The 19,356-nt window shown below is 42.0% G+C and carries 19 protein-coding genes and 1 pseudogene; 3 read left to right on the top strand and 17 right to left on the bottom strand.

The genetic code is table 11. The annotated features are described in order from the left end of the window. Nucleotides 1-25: 25 nt before the first annotated feature. Nucleotides 26-892: an HDOD domain-containing protein gene (locus Q91_RS03680; RefSeq protein WP_015005541.1), complete on the top strand. Its 867-nt coding sequence runs from the start codon at nt 26-28 to the stop codon at nt 890-892. Here the strand turns inward: Q91_RS03680 and Q91_RS11830 are convergent. From Q91_RS11830 to Q91_RS03595, 17 genes and pseudogenes are all read right to left on the bottom strand, one after another. Further along, a pseudogene (locus tag Q91_RS11830) lies at nt 889-1,649 on the bottom strand (class II glutamine amidotransferase). The gene Q91_RS03680 and the pseudogene Q91_RS11830 overlap by 4 nt on opposite strands. A gap of 26 nt (nt 1,650-1,675) precedes the next feature. Continuing rightward, entirely contained in the window at nt 1,676-1,948 is a 273-nt protein-coding gene (locus Q91_RS03670; protein ID WP_020161959.1) for a hypothetical protein, read from the bottom strand. Next, nucleotides 1,945-2,145: a hypothetical protein gene (locus tag Q91_RS03665; RefSeq protein ID WP_015005537.1), complete on the bottom strand. Its 201-nt coding sequence runs from the start codon at nt 2,143-2,145 to the stop codon at nt 1,945-1,947. The genes Q91_RS03670 and Q91_RS03665 overlap by 4 nt, the downstream gene beginning before the upstream one ends. Nucleotides 2,146-2,365: 220 nt before the next feature. Continuing rightward, entirely contained in the window at nt 2,366-2,911 is a 546-nt protein-coding gene (folE, locus tag Q91_RS03660) for a GTP cyclohydrolase I FolE (RefSeq protein ID WP_015005536.1), read from the bottom strand. 57 nt (nt 2,912-2,968) lie between these two features. Then, nucleotides 2,969-3,949: a tRNA dihydrouridine(20/20a) synthase DusA gene (gene dusA / locus Q91_RS03655; protein WP_015005535.1), complete on the bottom strand. Its 981-nt coding sequence runs from the start codon at nt 3,947-3,949 to the stop codon at nt 2,969-2,971. A 382-nt stretch (nt 3,950-4,331) separates the two neighbouring features. Beyond that, entirely contained in the window at nt 4,332-5,465 is a 1,134-nt protein-coding gene (locus Q91_RS03650; protein ID WP_015005534.1) for a sodium ion-translocating decarboxylase subunit beta, read from the bottom strand. A 12-nt stretch (nt 5,466-5,477) separates the two neighbouring features. Beyond that, entirely contained in the window at nt 5,478-7,271 is a 1,794-nt protein-coding gene (oadA, locus tag Q91_RS03645) for a sodium-extruding oxaloacetate decarboxylase subunit alpha (protein WP_015005533.1), read from the bottom strand. Nucleotides 7,272-7,282: 11 nt separating this feature from the next. Then, a complete protein-coding gene (locus tag Q91_RS03640) occupies nt 7,283-7,513 on the bottom strand; it encodes an OadG family protein (protein WP_238538357.1) in 231 nt (76 codons plus the stop codon). An 83-nt stretch (nt 7,514-7,596) separates the two neighbouring features. Then, a complete protein-coding gene (fliJ, locus tag Q91_RS03635; protein WP_236610516.1) occupies nt 7,597-8,037 on the bottom strand; it encodes a flagellar export protein FliJ in 441 nt (146 codons plus the stop codon). A 9-nt stretch (nt 8,038-8,046) separates the two neighbouring features. Then, on the bottom strand, nt 8,047-9,432 hold the full coding sequence (fliI, locus tag Q91_RS03630) for a flagellar protein export ATPase FliI (protein WP_015005530.1): 1,386 nt from the start codon (nt 9,430-9,432) through the stop codon (nt 8,047-8,049). Next, nucleotides 9,429-10,061, bottom strand: coding sequence for a flagellar assembly protein FliH (locus tag Q91_RS03625; RefSeq protein WP_015005529.1), 633 nt, complete (start codon nt 10,059-10,061; stop codon nt 9,429-9,431). Before Q91_RS03625 ends, fliI begins: the two co-directional genes overlap by 4 nt. After that, entirely contained in the window at nt 10,054-11,073 is a 1,020-nt protein-coding gene (fliG, locus tag Q91_RS03620; RefSeq protein ID WP_015005528.1) for a flagellar motor switch protein FliG, read from the bottom strand. The genes Q91_RS03625 and fliG overlap by 8 nt, the downstream gene beginning before the upstream one ends. After that, entirely contained in the window at nt 11,073-12,737 is a 1,665-nt protein-coding gene (gene fliF / locus Q91_RS03615; RefSeq protein ID WP_015005527.1) for a flagellar basal-body MS-ring/collar protein FliF, read from the bottom strand. Before fliF ends, fliG begins: the two co-directional genes overlap by 1 nt. A gap of 48 nt (nt 12,738-12,785) precedes the next feature. Continuing rightward, on the bottom strand, nt 12,786-13,103 hold the full coding sequence (gene fliE, locus Q91_RS03610) for a flagellar hook-basal body complex protein FliE (protein ID WP_015005526.1): 318 nt from the start codon (nt 13,101-13,103) through the stop codon (nt 12,786-12,788). 39 nt (nt 13,104-13,142) lie between these two features. After that, entirely contained in the window at nt 13,143-14,486 is a 1,344-nt protein-coding gene (locus tag Q91_RS03605) for a sigma-54 dependent transcriptional regulator (RefSeq protein WP_015005525.1), read from the bottom strand. A 1-nt stretch (nt 14,487) separates the two neighbouring features. Then, the gene (locus Q91_RS03600; protein WP_015005524.1) at nt 14,488-15,675 is read right to left on the bottom strand and encodes a PAS domain-containing sensor histidine kinase; all 1,188 of its coding nucleotides are present in this window, start codon (nt 15,673-15,675) and stop codon (nt 14,488-14,490) included. 118 nt (nt 15,676-15,793) lie between these two features. After that, the gene (locus Q91_RS03595; protein WP_015005523.1) at nt 15,794-17,236 is read right to left on the bottom strand and encodes a sigma-54-dependent Fis family transcriptional regulator; all 1,443 of its coding nucleotides are present in this window, start codon (nt 17,234-17,236) and stop codon (nt 15,794-15,796) included. 174 nt (nt 17,237-17,410) lie between these two features. Here Q91_RS03595 and Q91_RS03590 point away from each other — a divergent pair, with 174 nt between their 5' ends. Beyond that, nucleotides 17,411-18,664 carry an HlyC/CorC family transporter gene (locus Q91_RS03590; protein WP_083856985.1) on the top strand — a complete coding sequence of 418 codons (1,254 nt, stop codon included), beginning with the start codon at nt 17,411-17,413 and terminating at the stop codon, nt 18,662-18,664. A 65-nt stretch (nt 18,665-18,729) separates the two neighbouring features. Next, complete coding sequence (locus Q91_RS03585; RefSeq protein ID WP_015005521.1) at nt 18,730-19,332, top strand: FHA domain-containing protein; 603 nt, start codon at nt 18,730-18,732, stop codon at nt 19,330-19,332. Nucleotides 19,333-19,356: the final 24 nt, after the last annotated feature.

Genomic DNA, 19,356 nt, shown 5'->3' with positions numbered 1-19,356 from the left:
ATTAACTTTTTAATCATGATTCGATATGACACAAACATACGCCAATATTTGTACCGTTGATGATTTTTTAACAGGAGACATTGACCTGTGCTCTGCTCCGGAGATTTTCTATCGTATTACACAAGCACTCGACGACCCCTTAAAAAACTCTCAAGATATTGCGGCCATTATCGAACAAGACCCTTCACTATCCGCTCGAATGCTAAAAATTGTTAATTCCGCTTTTTTTGGTTTCCCGGCCTCAATTAAAACGATTGAGCATGCCATTTCTATTCTGGGTAATCATGACGTTCGAATGCTAGTCATGACAACGAGCGTGGTTGAAAAATTTTCAACTTTACCTAACTCGATTCTTGATATGCGCCAATTTTGGATGCATAGTTTAAAAACTGCTTTATTTGCAAAGTACCTTGCTGACAATCACCCTAAAAAAAGGCAGCTTAGTTCTGCATTCATGAGTGGGCTTCTCCATGATATAGGGCGGTTAATTTTTTATATCAAAGCACCTGATCTAGCCCGCGCAGCCGCTTTGCTTGTTAAGACGGAAACTGTAAATGAAATTGAAGCCGAGGCCTCCTTTGTAGGTTTTAATCATGCCGAGCTAGGTGGTGCTTTGTTAAAACTATGGGAAATACCAGCCTCCATTCAAGATTCGGCAAGCTTCCATCATCAGCCTGATTTAGCTACTAATAATAAAGACGAAGTTTATATCGTTTACCTTGCGAATAAATTAACTCATGCTAACAGTACGTCTGAAGAAACCATCAACAAAACGATATCTACAGAAGATAATTTATGGAACCAGCTTGACCTCCCTTACGGCATTATTGCACCCGCTGCTAATCACGTAGACGAACAGTTTAGCCAAACCTATGCGTTATTTTTTGATTAAGAAACCTGCGTAAATGTTTTTACACCCAAGCGAAACACACTAAATTCATTGGTCTCCATTTTCGTCCACTGCTCATTCGATGTCAGCGGCTCAGTGGCTATCACCGTCACCACATCATCGGGTGACGCTTCTTGATTAAAGTCTACACACAAGTCTGCATCCAATAATTGCGCCTCTACGAATGGTGTTTGACGTGTTAGCCAATATAGTTTTGTATTACAGAACGTATACAAATGATCTACATCACTCATTAATACGTTAAACACTCCATGCTGAGATACCTTACGGAAAAGTTCTTCAACAGTCTTCCGCAACTTCACTTTACTTTTTGGTTTAACAGGGTACTTTTTACGAAGCTGGCCCAAAATCCAACAAAAAGCATACTCGCTGTCTGTTGTGCCGATAGGGGTGTAGCCATTAAGTACTTTTTCTTAATGCCTTTTAATTGACCATTATGTGCAAATGACCATATTTGACCCCACAGTTCACGCGAAAATGGGTGTGTATTTTCCAAACAAACACGTCCTCGGTTTGCCTTTCTAATATGACAAATAACTTGCGTACTTTTTATTGAGTACTGCTGAATAAACTTTGCGACTTCAGAGTTAGCACTAGCAACTGGGTCGTGAAAAGCACGAAAACCTTTCCCTTCATAAAAAGCGATACCCCACCCGTCTTTATGTACACCAGTTTCCCCACCACGCTTAATTAAACCACTAAAGCTAAAGCAAATATCTGTCGGTACATTTGCACTCATCCCTAGTAATTCACACATATAGACTGTTAAATCTCTTCTATGATAGTCCGCTCGATAGGAACTTGGACGTATTTCTTTTTACCGTTCTCTTTAACCCAAAAGTAGTAATAACCTTTTTGTGATTCAGATGTCACTTTACTATCAAGAACTGTCCACGATTTTTTATGCTCACCCTCGTAAAAGCTTACCCTATAATCTCCTTCCATCCAGCTCACACCTAATCGTGAAAATTTATTTTGCTGTTCTTCTGAACAAGCCGAAAGAACAAAGGCTATGATTATCAATACGATATATCTCATGAATTTTCCAGTTTTCTTAAGACCAAAAAGACCATTACAAAAGCCCCGCCAATCGCACACATCCAAATATCAGATCGTTGCAGGCCTAGCAGGCTACCTATCCCCGCACCAATCGCAGCACCTAGGCCACTGAATGCCATACTTCTCATCATTCTACAAAAACTACAATCGGACCCTTCTCCAAAAAACTTTGGCATCTCGTTCCCTCCTTTTGTATTACCGTCTCACCTATGGCGTACTGTCAATCAACTTCTAAAAACACATAGGCCTGTGTTTTACTTTCACTTAAATGTGGGGGTAGTCGCTGACTATCACTCCCTTTAAAACTCTGTGACCGTCTATTTGGCACATCATTCCCTAAACTAATAAAACAGTGCCATCAACAGCTTTTCTGTAATTTAACAGGTTGAATCACCACTAACCCATTTTTAATAAGCTTAAAAATTCAGCCCGTGTTTCAGAATTTTTACGAAATTGCCCCAACATACTTGATGTAGTCATTTGTGAGTTTTGTTTCTCCACACCTCGCATCATCATGCACAAATGTTTTGCCTCCACAACCACTGCAACCCCTTTTGCACCCGTTACTTCGAGAATAGAATCTGCAATTTGTGTCGTCAATTGCTCTTGAATTTGTAATCGACGTGCATACATATCGACGATTCTAGCTACCTTTGATAAACCAAGTACTTTTCCATCTGGCAGATACGCCACATGGCACTTGCCAATAAAGGGTAGTAAATGGTGCTCACACATAGAATACAGTTCTATATTTTTAACAATCACCATATCATCAGCATCAGAGTCAAAAACGGCGCCATTCACAATATTCTCTAAACTTTGCTGATAGCCGCTTGTTAAGAAAGACATTGCTTTTGCCGCACGCTTTGGCGTATCAACCAAACCTTGGCGATTAACGTCTTCTCCAACCTGTGAAATTATTTGTTTATATAGTTTTTCCATCAATCTCAATCATCTTTAAAAGTATTTAAAGTATACCGTTTTCTCGTTTGCTTTAAATCAAATAGTTTTAGCGTATGGCGCCATAGCCTCTAGACCGGCTAATAATACCTCTGGCCCCGCATTTTTCTGTCGAGCATTCTCACTAAGGTACCTACGCCAATGTTTTCCACCAGGTTGACCTGCAAAAAGCCCCAATATATGCCGTGTTAAATTTTGTAACGGAACACCTAACTCTAATTGTTTTTCAATATATGGAAGGTAGGCTTCGAGCAATTTTTTTCTATCGGCCAAGGGCTGTTTGAACAGTTGGTGTTCAATTTCCGCCAAAAAAAAGGGATTATGATAAGCTTCACGACCAATCATCACACCGTCAAGGTGTTGCCAATGTTGTTGAATCTCACTGATTGCATTAACCCCACCATTAACAATAATTGATACCGATGGAAAAGCTCTTTTAATGTCGTACGCTCTATCGTAGTTTAACGGCGGAATGGTTCTGTTTTCTTTCGGGGACAGGCCGTTTAAGATGGCTTTACGGGCATGAATAATAACAGTATCGCAACCCGCATCAGTAACTGCCTGAACAAAGCCTCTCAGGAATTCAAATGAATCTAACTCATCTATCCCAATTCGTGTTTTAACCGTGACTGGAATGTCCACAGCTTGTCGCATTAATGATACGCATTGTGCAACACGTTGCGGCTCAGCCATTAAACATGCACCTATACGTCCATTTTGAACACGATCACTTGGGCAGCCGACATTGATATTTACTTCTTTATAACCCGCTTCCTGTGCATATCCGGCACATTGCGCCATGGCTTTAGGGTCACTACCACCTAATTGTAATGCTACTGGCTGCTCATATTGATCAAATGCCAAAAAGCGCTGTTTATCGCCATGAAGTAATGCACCTGTCGTTACCATTTCTGTATAAAGCAGGGCATTAGGTGATAAAAGTCTATGGAAATATCGGCAGTGCCGGTCTGTCCAATCCATCATCGGTGCAATGGATAACAGTCTATTAATGCTTGGCATGAGAGTAATTGCTATTTCTGTTAGATGTTAGCCCAATTTGTTTACATTGCCCATCAGCATCAAAAATAATGCTGTTATAAACCTGTATTAATGTAAACAGCTAGATGGTTGGCCCTTTTAAAGCTTTCTAAGAAATCCAGTGTCAGTGATTGATAGATTGAATTAAAAGGCAGCGAAAAGAACCGTAAGATAACCCCACAAATTATTAAGGCTAATCACCCCAATATTTCTATTAAGGGTGATTTTTAACTTAATCAGTAACGTTATGGCTTTGGTTTAGATTACTCTCATCTAACCTTACTGTAGGCAGGTCAGTGTTCAGGGTATATTTTTGAGCGCAATCAATGCTGCGTTCATTTCTTTACCTAGATAATGACCGATATTAATTAACTATTGCCAGCAAAACACCTGCCGCGACCGCAGAACCAATAACACCCGCTACGTTAGGCCCCATCGCATGCATTAATAAGTAATTATGAGGGTTAGACTCTAGCCCTACTTTATTAACCACACGGGCCGCCATAGGAACTGCCGACACACCTGCAGCACCAATGAGTGGATTAACTTTGCCGCCCGTTACCTTGTGCATTAACTTACCCATTAAAATACCACCTGCAGTACCAATGGAAAATGCCGCCATTCCTAACACTAAGATACCAAGTGTTTCAGCAGTTAAAAACTTATCCGCTGATAGTTTCGAGCCAACAGCTAAGCCTAGGAAAATAGTCACAATATTAATAAGTTCATTTTGTGCTGTAGAACTTAAACGATCAACCACACCACTTTCTCGCATTAAATTACCGAAGGCTAACATTCCAACCAAAGGTGCTGACGCTGGCAAAAATAGAATAACCGCCGTTAATATAGTTAATGGGAAGATTATCTTCTCTTTCTTACTCACATGCCGCAAGTGCTTCATTTCAACTTTTCGCTCAGACTCTGAGGTTAATGCACGCATGATAGGTGGTTGAATTAGCGGCACTAAAGCCATATATGAATATGCAGCCACTGCAATAGCGCCTAATAAGTCAGGTGCTAATTTAGAGGCTAAGAAAATAGCTGTTGGGCCATCTGCGCCACCAATAATGGCAATCGCCGACGCATCAGACAAACTAAATTCCATACCCGGTATTAGGTTCATCGCCAAAGCGCCAAGAAGCGTTGCAAAGATACCAAATTGGGCTGCCGCACCGAGTACCAATAAACTTGGCATCGCTATAAGCGCTCCAAAATCTGTTAATGCACCAACCCCCATAAAAATAAGCAAAGGGAACAAGCCAGTATCAACGCCCATATGGTACAAAATACCTAGCATTCCATCTGGCCCACTAATGCCAGCAATTGGAATATTAGCTAAAATTCCACCAAAACCAATCGGCAGTAATAACAAGGGTTCAAAGTTTTTTGAAATGGCTAAATATATTAATAATAAGCCAATGGCTATCATTAATATATTGCCCCATTCAAAGTTTGCAATACCCGTCGACTGCCAAATTTGTAATACGCCACTATCCATATTATATAAACCTTAGCAAATAAGTACTAACGGCGCGCCAGCAGGAACTGACTCACCTTCTTTTACGAAAACATCTGAAATTTGACCTTCAATATGCGCCCTTACTTCAGTTTCCATCTTCATGGCTTCTAAAATAATCACTACATCACCTTCATACACATCATCTCCTGCCGCCATTGCTATGCGCACAATATTACCGGCCATTGGAGACAACAAGGGTTCATTTTGACAAACCGCGCCTGATGTTGTCTCTTGTGTTGGTTCAGCTGCTTTCGCAACCACTTTACTAGCAGCTGAAGAAGGTGTTAGATTTTCAATCGAGCCACTTGGACCCACTTCAACCTGATATGTTTTACCATTAACGGCCACATCATATACTTCACTACCGCCTTTTTCAGCTGTTGCTTGAGTAACAACGCCTGTTGGAACCGGCTCAAACGCATCAGGGTTATGTCTATTTTTAATAAAGTCCAAGCCTATCTGTGGAAATAACGCATATGTCAACACATCATCAATGACCTCATCGGCCAATGGCAAACTATCTTTTTCGGCTTTTTCTTTAAATTCTGATGAAATTTTCTCCAACTCATCATCAATCAAGTCAGCTGGGCGACAAGTAATCGCTTCAGCGCCATCCAATACACGCTCTTGAAGCTCTTTATTCACTGCTGCAGGTGTTGCACCATATTCGCCTTTTAATACACCTGATGTTTCTTTGCTGATAGATTTATAACGCTCACCCATCAAAACGTTCATCACTGCCTGAGTACCTACAATTTGTGATGTTGGGGTTACTAAAGGAAGATAGCCAAGGTCCTTACGTACACGTGGAATTTCTGCTAACACCTCATCAATTTTGTCACCTGCATTTTGCAGCTTCAATTGACTTTCTAGGTTTGTCAACATGCCACCAGGGACCTGTGCAATAAGAATTCTTGAATCGACACCTTTCAGCGACCCTTCAAACTCCGCATACTTTGGCCGTACTGATCTAAAATATGCCGCTACTTCTTCAACGCTCTCAATGTCTAGACCCGTCTCGCGATCAGTTCCTTCCAACATTGCAATAAAGGTTTCCGTTGGTGAATGACCGTATGTCATACTCATGGACGAAATAGCTGTGTCTAGCATATCAAGCCCTGCATCGACTGCTTTAAGGCAGGTTGCTACACTCATCCCAGTTGTTGCATGGCTGTGTAAAGCAATTGGTAGATCACACTCGGCTTTTAAGCGCTTCACCAATATCTCAGCATCATAAGGTTTCAAAAGTCCTGCCATATCTTTAATCGCGATCGAATGGCAGCCAGCATCTTCTAACCGCTTACCCATATCGACCCAATTTTCTAGCGTGTGTACTGGGCTTTCTGTATATGAGATTGTACCTTGCGCATGTTTGCCTACTTCGACAGTTGCTTTAATGGCCGTCTCTAAGTTACGCACATCGTTCATCGCATCAAAAATACGGAAAACATCCATACCATTGTCTGCAGCACGCTCTACGAACTTTCTAACAACATCATCAGCATAATGACGATAGCCTAATAGGTTCTGCCCACGTAATAGCATTTGTTGTTGTGTATTAGGCATCGCCGCTTTTAGTAATCGCAAACGCTCCCAAGGGTCTTCACCTAAATAACGAATACAAGCATCAAATGTTGCTCCGCCCCAAGTTTCTAATGACCAATAGCCAATTTTGTCTAATTTTTCCGCAATCGGTAACATATCTTCAATACGTAACCTTGTTGCAAATAGGGATTGATGAGCATCGCGCAACACGACATCAGTAATTTTTAACGGATTTTTCATGATTTTTAAGTTTATTTAGAGCGAAAACGTTGAACAGCAATCGTAATCGCTGTAACGATATCTTCACTAATATCTGTGGAAACAGACGATTTACTACTGTGTTCAACAACGCGTTCGTATCGTTGAATAACAGCAGAAACCCCTTTGATAGCAAAAACTAACATACCCAAGATGAAGAATACCATCCCCATTCCAAGTAACATTAGTTCCACACCTTGTTCTAATAAGTTTGTGATATTCATAAGCTGTATTATAAAGCACCCCTTGCTGAAAAACACAATAAATATACAAACGCTTTGTTAAAAAAGGTATTTAAAAACAGCTCCTAATCCAGCTCAAACCCTTTTACCATACGGTCATCGGACTCATTTTGTTCGAGCCTGCCGGTTTCTCTTAATTCATGCTGTTTAGATTTTTCGATCAACTTTTCAACTACTTTTTTTCGACTATTCGTTTTTTTAAAGGCCTGTTGATGCTGGCCTAACTTTTCCTGTAATGACTGCACCGTTTTGGTATGCTCTTCAATGGCCTGATCGAGTTTTTGAACAAACTCCTGATATTCACGCAACCGTGACGCTGACATCCCCACTTGCCCCTTCGTTTTAAACTGAACGGTATAATCATTACGGTACTCTTTTAGTTTCTCCAGTTGCGCTAGAGATTCTTGTTGGGCTTGAAGCGATTGATTCATTTTCATCGCAGCTGCTGTTTCATTGTTTTCAGCAATTTGTTTAACCGGACCAAGCCTCTTTGACTTTTTCAACACTCCCCCCATTTATAATACCTTTGACATAGCTGCCGGCTTTCTATGTTGTAAAACACTTTCCAAACCTTCAATACTTTCATCAAAACTAACCGATTCGGTTATTCTCTGCTGAAGAAACTCTAACATTGATTCATGCATATCAATGGCCTCATCAACCGACGAATTACTACCGGGCTGATAGGCACCAACATTGATTAAATCTGCATTTTGTTGATAGGTCGAGTTTATTTTTCTAAATTCACGTGCCATCTCTTGATGGTCTTCTGGCACAATTTCTGTCATCAACCGGCTCACTGATGCCTCCATGTCTATCGCCGGAAAGTGCCCTGCTTCTGCTAAACGTCGTGACAAATGGATATGCCCATCTAAAATTGCTCGACTTGCATCTGCAATTGGATCATTTGTATCATCCCCTTCAGTCAATACTGTGTAAAAGGCTGTAATAGAGCCATTACCCTTGTCTGAATTACCTGCGCGCTCAACTAGACTGGGCAACTTACTAAAAACAGAGGGTGGATAACCCTTTGTTGCAGGTGGCTCATTGATCGCTAAGGCAATTTCTCTTTGAGCTTGTGCATAACGCGTTAGCGAATCCATCAACAATAATACATTCTTTCCTTGATCACGAAAGTATTCGGCAATACTGGTCGCCAACATAGCACCGTGCATTCGCATCAATGGCGGGTCATCCGCTGGTGACGCCACTACTACTGCTCGCGCCATTCCTTCGGCTCCCAAAGTTTTTCTAACAAACTCGTTCACCTCTCTACCACGCTCACCAATAAGGCCCACCACGACCACATCCGCTTTCGTATATTTCGTCATCATGCCAAGCAATACACTTTTACCTACGCCACTGCCAGCAAACAAGCCTATTCGCTGGCCCTGCCCAACCGTTAATAATGAATTAATAGTCCCAATACCAACATCCAAAGGCTCCGTTATAGCCCGTCTCCCCAAGGGATTCATGGCACGGCCGTGTAAAGGCATTGTGTCAGTCGTATGCACAGGGCCTTTGCCATCAATTGGTTTACCGCCGCCATCCACAACTCGACCTAATAAACCAGGTCCGACATGCGCCATACTACTCAAGCCCATAGGAATAACTCGACAGTCTTGCTCAAGACCTCTAATATCGCCCGTTGGCATTAAATATAAACGTTCGCCCGAAAAACCAACGACTTCCGCCTCGGTTTGATGGCCATCCGCCGTTTCTATCATACAGCGCCCTCCAATTGTCGAGCGACAACCAACCGCTTCCAATGTCAAACCGACCATTCGTGTTAATCGTCCCTCTACCAACATTGGCTGAGGCTCTTCAATTCGTTCTTGATATTCTTTAAGGCGCTTAAGCCATTTATCTGTACGTTGCGTTACAAATGATAAATCGTTCACGACACCGCTCTTTCATCACCCAAGGCTTTAGCAATGATGGCTAACAGGCGGTTTTCAATGGTTGCGTCAATTGTTGATGCGTCGGTAGCAACACGACAACCACCTCTGGTAATAACTGGGTCTTCAACAATTTTCCAACGGGCCTCATCATCAATTGAAAGCGCTGACTTTATTAACGCCGCATCATCAGGGTGTAAAAATAATTGAATATTTTGTGAACTTGAAGGTAATGCGCTTAGTGCTTCTTTTACAACACCAACGACCTGCCCCGCATCGGCTTTTAATTCTCGTCGAATCAGCTGTTTTGAGATCTGAATCGCAAGCGAGGCAATTTCATTCTCTACACGCTCGTCAAATTCTTCATACGGGCTCACTAACGACTGAATAACAGACTCCAAGGATTTAACCTGTTGTGAAATTTGTGCTTCAGCCGCCCTTAACCCTTTTGCAAGCCCTTCTTCATAGCCTTTTTTAGAGGCTTCTTGCATTGCTTGTTCTTGCAGTTTTTCAAGATCACCAGCCGTCGGGGCTTTAACATGAGCTATATCCACATCAACAGAGTCACCCTCGACAAATGATGGAAAACGCCAAGAAGAAACAACCTCTTTTTTTGTTGATGAATTAGACAAACTCCTCGCCTCCAGAGCCACCTAACGCAATTTCACCTGAGTCTGCCAAACGTCTTGCAATCACTAACACTTCTTTTTGCGCCGCCTCTACATCACTCACCTTAGCAGGTGCAGCGGCTTCCATATCATCACGCAGCATTTCGGCGGCACGTTTAGACATATTTGCAAATATTTTTTCTTTCAACGCTTCTTCTGCTGCACGTAATGCCAGCGTTAATACATCAGTAGACACCTCTTTGAGTAAGCTTTGAATGCCACGATCGTCAACATCAATCAAATTATCAAAGACAAACATCTTATCTTGAATTAATTGTCCAATTTCATCATCTGATTCGACTACCGCATCAATAAGTTCGGCACTCATCGAACCTTCTAAGAAATTTAAAATATTGGCTGCCGTTTGAATACCACCCATTTGGGCAGTTTGAGCACCAGAGTTTCCAGCTAACTGATTTTCCATAATCGCATCGAGCTCTTGTAATGCATCTGGTTGTACACCATCCAGTACGGCAATACGCATGAGCACATCAGACCTCTGCGAGGCTGGCAGATAACCCAATGTTTCAGCGGCTTGATCACTGTCTAAATACGATAAGACGATGGCCATGATTTGTGGATGCTCTAAACGAATAAAGTCTGCAATCGACCGTGGATCCATCCATTTAAGTTGCTCTAACCCCTTAGAGTTTCTGCCCAACAAAATCCGGTCAATGACGCCACCCGCCTTATCCACTCCTAGCGCATTGGTCAGCACATTTTTAATGTATTTGTCCGAATCTATGCCTAACGCCGTTTGCCCGCCAATGGTGGTAATAAAGTGCCCTACAACTGAATCCAGCATTTCCGTCGTCACATTTTCAAGTGAGGCCATGGCTGTACCAACTTGTTGTACTTCTTTAGGCCCCATGTGTTTCATAACACCTGCCGCATAGTCTTCACCTAAAGACAACAATAGTACTGCAGCCTTCGCTGTTCCACTTAATTCATGTGCACTTATTTGTTCTTCAGCCATTATTCTTTTATCCATGTTTTCATGACTTGGGCAACCCGCTTAGGATCTTCACCCGCTATCTTTTGGGCCATCTCTAAACGCTGTTCGTAACTTTTAGGTGCTTCTAACATCATCAGTTCCTCATCTGACTCAAGCTCCAAAGACCTTTCCCCCGCTGACTGAGAAGCTCTTGCCTCTGTCGCCATAGCGCCACTAGGGGTCATCTGCGTGCCTTGACCGCTTGCTGGTAAACCCGCTGCAGTTGGTTTTTCTAATAACGTTTTAATAGTGGGCCTTAATACAAAAAATATCAAGATTAGCGCAAAAACCCCGCCGACAACCTGTTTAGCAGCATCTAGCACCCAGGCTTGTTCCCACAAGGGCACTTCAGGCAAGGCAACAGGAACATCTGGCTGCCTAAATGCCAAATTAGTAATGGTTACGCTATCTCCTCGCAATGCATTAAAACCAACAGCCTCTTTCACGAGCACAGTGAATTTAGCGACATCCTCATCGCTATAGGGTTCTGAAGCACTCGCTCCACCCTCAGCGGTGACCGCTCCTTGTTTATTATCTATTACAACGGCCACAGTTATTCGTTTTACACGGCCGCTAGACAATTTAGTGTGGCTGATTTTCTTATCCAATTCGTAGTTCTTAATGGACCGTTTATTAACATTCGTGGTCGCCGATGCAGTGCTTCCCAATTCACCTTCAGCAACTTCTGGTGCGACCCCAGCTGCAGGCGGTTGATTAGAGAGCGCACCCGGAACACCTTGCACACCTGCTAAATTGCTCTGCTCTTCGGTCACCTGCTCACTTCTTAAAGCGGCCAAGTCGGGGTTATATTGCTCTTGTGTCTGCTCTGTCGTCGTAAAATCAACATCCGCTGAGACCGATGCACGAATAGCACCTGCGCCAACAATCGGCAATAAAATACTTTCAACCCGGTTGATTAAATGCTCTTCAACACCTTGCTTAAACTCAAATTGGTTGCTTGTCAGAGACATAACATCATTTGATGTTTTAGCACTTAATAGAGCACCTTTTTGGTCAACAACGGTTACTTGCGATACATCAAGCTGTGGCACCGCTGATGACACCAAGTGCAAAATAGCGGCAACTTCAGGTTTATTCAGCTCTCGCCCTTGATGCATATCAACAACCACCGAAGCACTGGGTTTTTTACGATGCCGTAAAAACACGGACTGCTTTGGAATGGCTAATAAAACACGCGCAGAACGTACACTTTGTATAGTTACAATGGAGCGGGCTATTTCACCTTCTAATGCACGTTGAATACGCGCTTTTTCGATAGCTTGACTACCGCCAAAACCGGTTTCTTTTTCTAATAATTCAAACCCTTGTCCACCACCACGTGGCAGACCTAAACCGGCTAATTTTAAACGCAACTCATCAACTTGTGACGAAGGAACCAATATAGCGCCTGAACCCGCTTCTAACTTATACTCAACCCCTGATTGCTGCAAACCAGACATTACTTCGCTTAATTCCCTATCACCCAAACTACTATATAACAGGCTGTAGTTTGGCGTTTGTGACCACAACACCACCGCAACACCTAAGGCGACACTGATGGCCAGCGCGAGCATCACGCCCAGCTGACGCACCATCATATTGTTTGGTGATAATTGAATAGTTGCTTGTTCGGCGGAAGTTGCCATATTAGTAAACCTGCTTTAAGTAATTTTTATGAGCATTAGCAAACACGCTTACATGCTCATCCGCATAACATCTTTATAGGCATCTACTAACTTATTTCTAGTTTGCAGAACCGTCTGAAATGATAAGTTTGCTTTTTGCAAAGACACCATTACTTCAGCCAAACTGGCATCCGTTTCACCTTTCGTAAAAGCTTCTGATAGCGTACTGGCTTCTTGTTGTGTTTTATTCACCGCTTCAATTGACTGACTCAGCATTGTTGAGAAGTCTGACGAATTTGTTGGTTTTGCTTCTGCAACTGTATTTGAAGCTTGCGCCGACATCGCCCGCATTTGGGCCAATACATTATTTATTTCCATGTTACTCATAGTCTTTTTCCTTACCGTGTTTCTGAACAATTAATACCATCATGCAGGGATTTCAACGCCCGCCTCACGCATCCGTGCAATTTTGTAGCGCAGTGTTCTTGCACTGATACCAAGCCGTTCGGCAGTATTTTTACGACTGCCATTAGCACTAACTAGCGTATCGAGAATAAGCTTATCTTCAACCGCTCTAACACCTGCACTCAACTCATTTTCTGCCGTCTCAGGCCTCTCAAGCGGCTCTGTGCTTATTGCTGATGGCGTCGATTCAAAAATCAAATCGTTCTCAGTAATCATTGAGCCATTTGCCATAATTAAAGCCCGCTGAATGACATTTTCCAACTCACGAACATTCCCTTTCCAATCATGCTTTTCAAGCAGTTTAATGGCGTTAGCTGATAGTGTTGGTGGCGATTGGTCGCCGTTATAATGTCGCGCGATCATCGTTTTCGACAAAGCCAGAACATCTGCTTTTCGCTCTCTTAGTGGTGGTATATTGATGGGGAACACATTGATCCTATACAACAGATCCTCTCTAAACTTACCCTCGTTCACCAGGGTTCTTAGGTCTTTATTGGTGGTCGCCAATACACGCACGTCAAGCGCTATGGTTTTTTTGCCGCCCAAGCGCTCCACTTCTTTTTCTTGTAAAACACGCAACAATTTAGCCTGTAATAAAATATTCATTTCAGAGATTTCATCCAGCAAAAGAGTCCCGCCTTGTGCCTGCTCGAATTTTCCTGCTGACGACTGATATGCACCTGTAAACGCCCCTTTTTCATAGCCAAACAACATCGCTTCAAGCATGTTTTCAGGAATCGCCGCACAATTTATCGCCACAAATTCTTTTTTACTTCTAGGCGAGTTTTTGTGAATAAATCGCGATAACACTTCTTTACCCGTGCCACTTTCGCCCTGTATCAATACCGTCGCTTCACTTTTAGCGACACGCCCTGCTAACGCCACAATGTCTTTCATACAGCTGTCATTACTGGGTAGTTCACCAAACGCGGTTTCTCTTGGCGAGATCGTTTGCTCCACATGAACAATGAGTTGGTCCACCTCAAAGGGTTTTGTTAAATAGTCTGATGCACCTGCTTGTATCGCCTTGACGGCCTGCTCCACTGTGGCATGCGCAGTCATTAATAAAACCGGTAAGTTTGGAAACCGCACTTTGAGCATTTCAAGTAGTTCTTGACCACCCATTCCGTCCATTTGAACATCACTGATCACTAAACGAGCCTGATACTTCTCCAGCACTTTAAGTGCTTCAAGGCCGTTAGCAGCGCACTTTGTTTGATAACCGTAAGCCGTTAACGCATCTTGAATAGCTTCTTGCAATGGTTCATCATCTTCAACAATTAACACATCTATTTGTTTTATCACCTTACATACTCCCTTGTAGTTGCTTCATGGACGATGACATTACCACCGGTAATTGAACGTCCATCGTGGTCCCAACCCCTACCTTTGAGACCCATTTAATGTCACCCGCGTGGGCGTTAACCACATTACTGACCACAGCCAAACCTAACCCTGTTCCATTGGCTTTATTGGTATAGAAGGGCTCGAATATTCGTTGTTGCTGCTTTTTGCTCAAGCCATGCCCTTGGTCTGCCACGGTGATTCTTAGGTTAGCGTCACCGTTCAAGCTTATTGAACATGTCACAGATTCACCCGACTTAGTCGCATCTAAGGCGTTATCTAGCAAATTACCAATCGCGCCGAGCAAAGCATTTTTACTGATATAAAGCTGTATAGACTCTTCTGCATCACGACCCTCAAAAGCAACAGGTTTATCCTGATACAAATCGCTTAAGCCCTTAATAAACGTTGTTAATTTAACGGGCTGCTTCACAAACTCACCATGATGCGAATAATTCAGCATATCTGTTACTTGTGTGTTCAATAGCCTTAATCTATCAAGTAGTTTTGCGGCAAAAATTTGCTGCGCCTCATGACTTAATACACCTGTATTCAGTTGCGAGGCATACAATAATGCAGACGCTAAAGGCGTTCTGATTTGATGAGCCAAGCCTGCGGAAAACTCACCCATTTCAGCCAGTTTCTTTTTATGCTCAAGCTGTTGATGTAACTCTCGTTGCTGAGTGATATCGGTTAGTAAAACGACACTACCAGATTGCCCACCTAAGCTTGTGGTGGATAAGGCGACTATTTGCCCCGTCTTTAGACTAAATTGATCTGCAAGCTGCTCATCGGGAATCAAATAATTTGTCTGTACATTATCCCACGGTAACCCTAGTACATCTCCATCCACCCAGGATCTAGCGCAAGCATTTAGCTTGACAACTTTCTGCTGAACATCAAGAACAATAACTGCACCAGGAATAGCCTCAATCAACCCTTCCAATTGAGTCGCTAAGGCCTCTTTGTCTGATAAGTGCTGTATTTTTTCTGAGTTTGATTGAGCTAGCGCATCACTTAAAACAACCACCTGTTGTTCGAGTTGCTGGTATGACTCCGTTAGGTGTTGCGACACTTGATTAAACGCATGAAAAGCATCTTCAAGTGGTTGGCTCTGATGAACCTTATCTGATGTAGCAAGTAAACTCATTTTCTGCCATTGTAATTGTGGTACTCACAAACAATGCCAAAAACGTGCCATATTATTTAATGCTTAATAAACAATACGTTATGAAGTATTGATTTAACGAATGTCAAATATTGGTCACTTAATCCGCGCGGTTAATCTCATGTTTCCGCATCTTCTCAACAAGGGTCGTTCGACGCATACTTAACTTCTTAGCGGCATGCGCCACCACACCATCCGAATCATTTAACGCCTGTTGAATTAATGAATACTCAAGGTTATTCAAATGCTCTTTAAGATCCATCCCTTGCTCAGGCAAGATACCTACCGCATGATGGCCATTAGTCACCGAATGATGATTTAATAAACTTGTCTCGTCGAATATTGGCGACTCAAGCAGCAACTCCTCTTGTGTAACCACCGGTGCACTATCGTACTGCTGAAACTTATCAGGCAAGTCCTTAACATCTACAACCCCGTAAGCATGAATAATGGCGAGTCGCTCTACCATATTTGCCAACTCTCTAACATTACCAGGCCAGTCGTACTGACATAGCGCCATTAATGCACCCGAGGTAAAGCGCACAGAGCCTTTATTATCATTTTCAATACGTTGCACTAATTCACTCACCAGCATAGGAATATCTTCAGCGCGATTTCTTAATGGCGCAATACTAATAGGAAATACATCTAATCTATAAAATAAATCTTCCCTAAAGCTGCCCTTTTCAATCTCCTGCTTTAAATCTCGATGTGTCGCAGCTAGCACCCTTACATTACATTCAATAGACTTAGTCCCCCCTACCCGCTCAAATACTTTTTCCTGTAACACTCGTAGTAACTTTACCTGCATTTGCATCGGCATATCACCAATTTCATCAAGAAATAGGGTCCCACCTTCTGCCAACTCAAAACGTCCCTGCCTTGCTGTTAATGCACCAGTAAAGGCTCCCTTTTCATGACCAAACAACTCACTTTCAATCAGCTCTGCTGGTATTGCTCCACAGTTGATAGGCACAAAAGACTTTTGACGGCGTGTCGAATGGTAATGAATATTTCTCGCAATAACTTCTTTTCCTGTACCCGACTCACCAAGAATTAACACCGTTGCATCCGAAACGCATACCTGTTGAATCAGCTGCCTAACACGTTTAACCTCCTGACTATTACCTACCAAACTTCTAAATAATTCAGTCGATCGTTGTGTCGCATCTCTTGTTAACGAATGCCCTACAGACTGTAACTGACGAATACTGTTAATAAAGTGCTGATAGGTCGTTGGCCACTCTAAGGGGACGAGGTAGCTCGCTATGGTTTTAGACAATTTAGGCGCACGCCCTTTGTTATGTAAATACAAAAATGGTTGCTGGTGCTTAGGCTCTGAATAAAAAGAATGTATCTCATCGTCCTTAAAGCTCACATCATCACAAAGAATAACCAGTGGTGACTCATCATCGTTGACTTCACTTTGTAACTTATCCAAGGTTAATAATTTAACCTTATAGTCTAAAAAATTTAATACTGTTATTACTTCTGAGCAGCGATCTTTATCATCACCTATCAAAAAAACTTTTTGTAATGCCATAAAGCAATAAACCCATGTCATGAAATATAAATTTCAATTAGTATGTCAAAAAACCGACACCTCGTGCAATTTTTTGTGCGTTAACGTGCTGTTTTAGACTTCCGCTGTGTTTTAACTTGACAGCTATACAAACAAGTCTTAGAAAGTACATTATATTAATTTGAGCCACACGCCGTGACAGACCTTTCACTGGGATTTCTTTTTTCCACGTTATTCATCCTTATTTTATTATCCGCTTTTTTTTCCGGCTCTGAGACTGCCTTGATGCGCTTGAATAAGTATCGGCTTATACATCTTGTCAAAAGCGGCCATTTAGGCGCCAAGATGGCCCATACCCTGTTAAAAAAGCCAGACCGATTAATCGGCCTTATTTTATTAGGCAATAATTTTATTAACATTTTCGCCTCATCGATTGCAACCATCCTAGCCTTACGCCTATATGGCGAATCAGGTATCGCTATTGCCGCGGGGTTACTGACTTTCATTATTTTAATTTTTTCTGAAGTCGCACCAAAAACTTGGGCAGCTAGCCATCCTGAACGTTTAGCTTTTTTTGCATCCATTATATACACACCTTTATTAAAGCTCCTTTACCCACTCGTTTGGGTCATCAACACCTTATCTAACTTATTACTAAGAATGGTGGGCATCCATGTTCAACATGATACAGACACACATTTGCACCATGATGAATTACGTACTGTTGTGACCGAGGCTGGAAACCTAATTCCCGATGAGCATAAAGGCATGCTACTGGGTATTCTTGATCTTCAACAGGCCACCGTTGAAGATATTATGACCCCTATTAACGATATTCACGGTATTGATCTTGATGACGACATCGATGATATAAAAAAACAATTATTGAATGCGTCCTATTCTAACTTGCCGGTTTTTTCCACTAATATGGATTCTATTCAAGGCTTTTTAAGAACGAAAGATATCTTGCAGTTAGCTAACAGTGGTGACTTTAGTCATCAACAATTATTAGACATTAAGCAACCACCTTACTTTATTCCAAATAACACAAGCCTGTATAAACAACTGATTAACTTTCAACAGAACAAACAGCGCTTTGCTTTTGTTGTAAATGAATATGGCTCCATTTTGGGCTTAATAACTTTACAAGACCTGTTAGAAGAAGTGATCGGTGAATTCACCACCGACTTTTCAGATAGCTCTCCTGACATTCAGAAAAAAGCAGATGGCAGCATACTCGTTAGCGGCAACATTACCATTAGAGAACTTAATCGTTCTATGGGCTGGAAATTGCCAACCAACGGCCCTAAAACATTAAACGGGTTAATTATTGAATACCTTGAATCTATTCCAGAACAAGGAACCAGTTTAAAACTCTATAAACACTCTGTTGAAATCGTATTAACTGAAGACAATGCTGTAAAGCTGGCAAAATTTCAATCATCATAATCGTTATGAAAAATAACGATTATGGTGCCTCTAATTTAATATAAAAAAATAATGGAATATGACTTATGGCTAAACTGACTCTTTTTTTTAACAGCAAGCCCATTGAGGTATTCCAACTCGAACAAAACACCTCAACCATCGGCAGGGACCCTGACAATACATTTATTATCGACAGCCTTGCTATCGCACCAACACACTTAAAAGTGACTCGGGTTGCTAACGAATACTTTATTGAAAGCGTATCTGAACAGTTCCCCACTTTTATTAATGGGCAGCCAATTCAAAAAGAGGCCATTAAGAAAGGCGACAAAATTAACATCGGAAAACACAGTCTTCTTTATTCTTTTTCTACCATCGATGATATCGACACCTCAGACACATCAACTGCGCAACCATCGTTACGCCCAGTAGGCAAAGCAAACCTTCAAGCTCTAAATGGTGCCAACATCGGCCTAGTTAGCGCGTTAAATAAGGCTGTTAATGAAGTCAATATTACTAACACCACACCCGCAATGATTGCTAAGAGAGCCGACGGGTATTATATTTCAAGGTTAATGGACGATATTAGCATTTCCATCGACGGCAACACGATATCCAGCGAGACCAAACTAGCTAATAACAATGTCTTAAACATTGCAGACAATAAATATCTCTTTTTTACTGAATAACCCTTAAATATAAGTAATAGGGTG

Origin of the sequence: Cycloclasticus sp. P1 (genome assembly GCF_000299965.1) — a bacterium.
In the GTDB taxonomy this organism is placed as follows: domain Bacteria; phylum Pseudomonadota; class Gammaproteobacteria; order Methylococcales; family Cycloclasticaceae; genus Cycloclasticus; species Cycloclasticus pugetii.
This window is presented reverse-complemented; position numbering and strand designations above follow the sequence as displayed.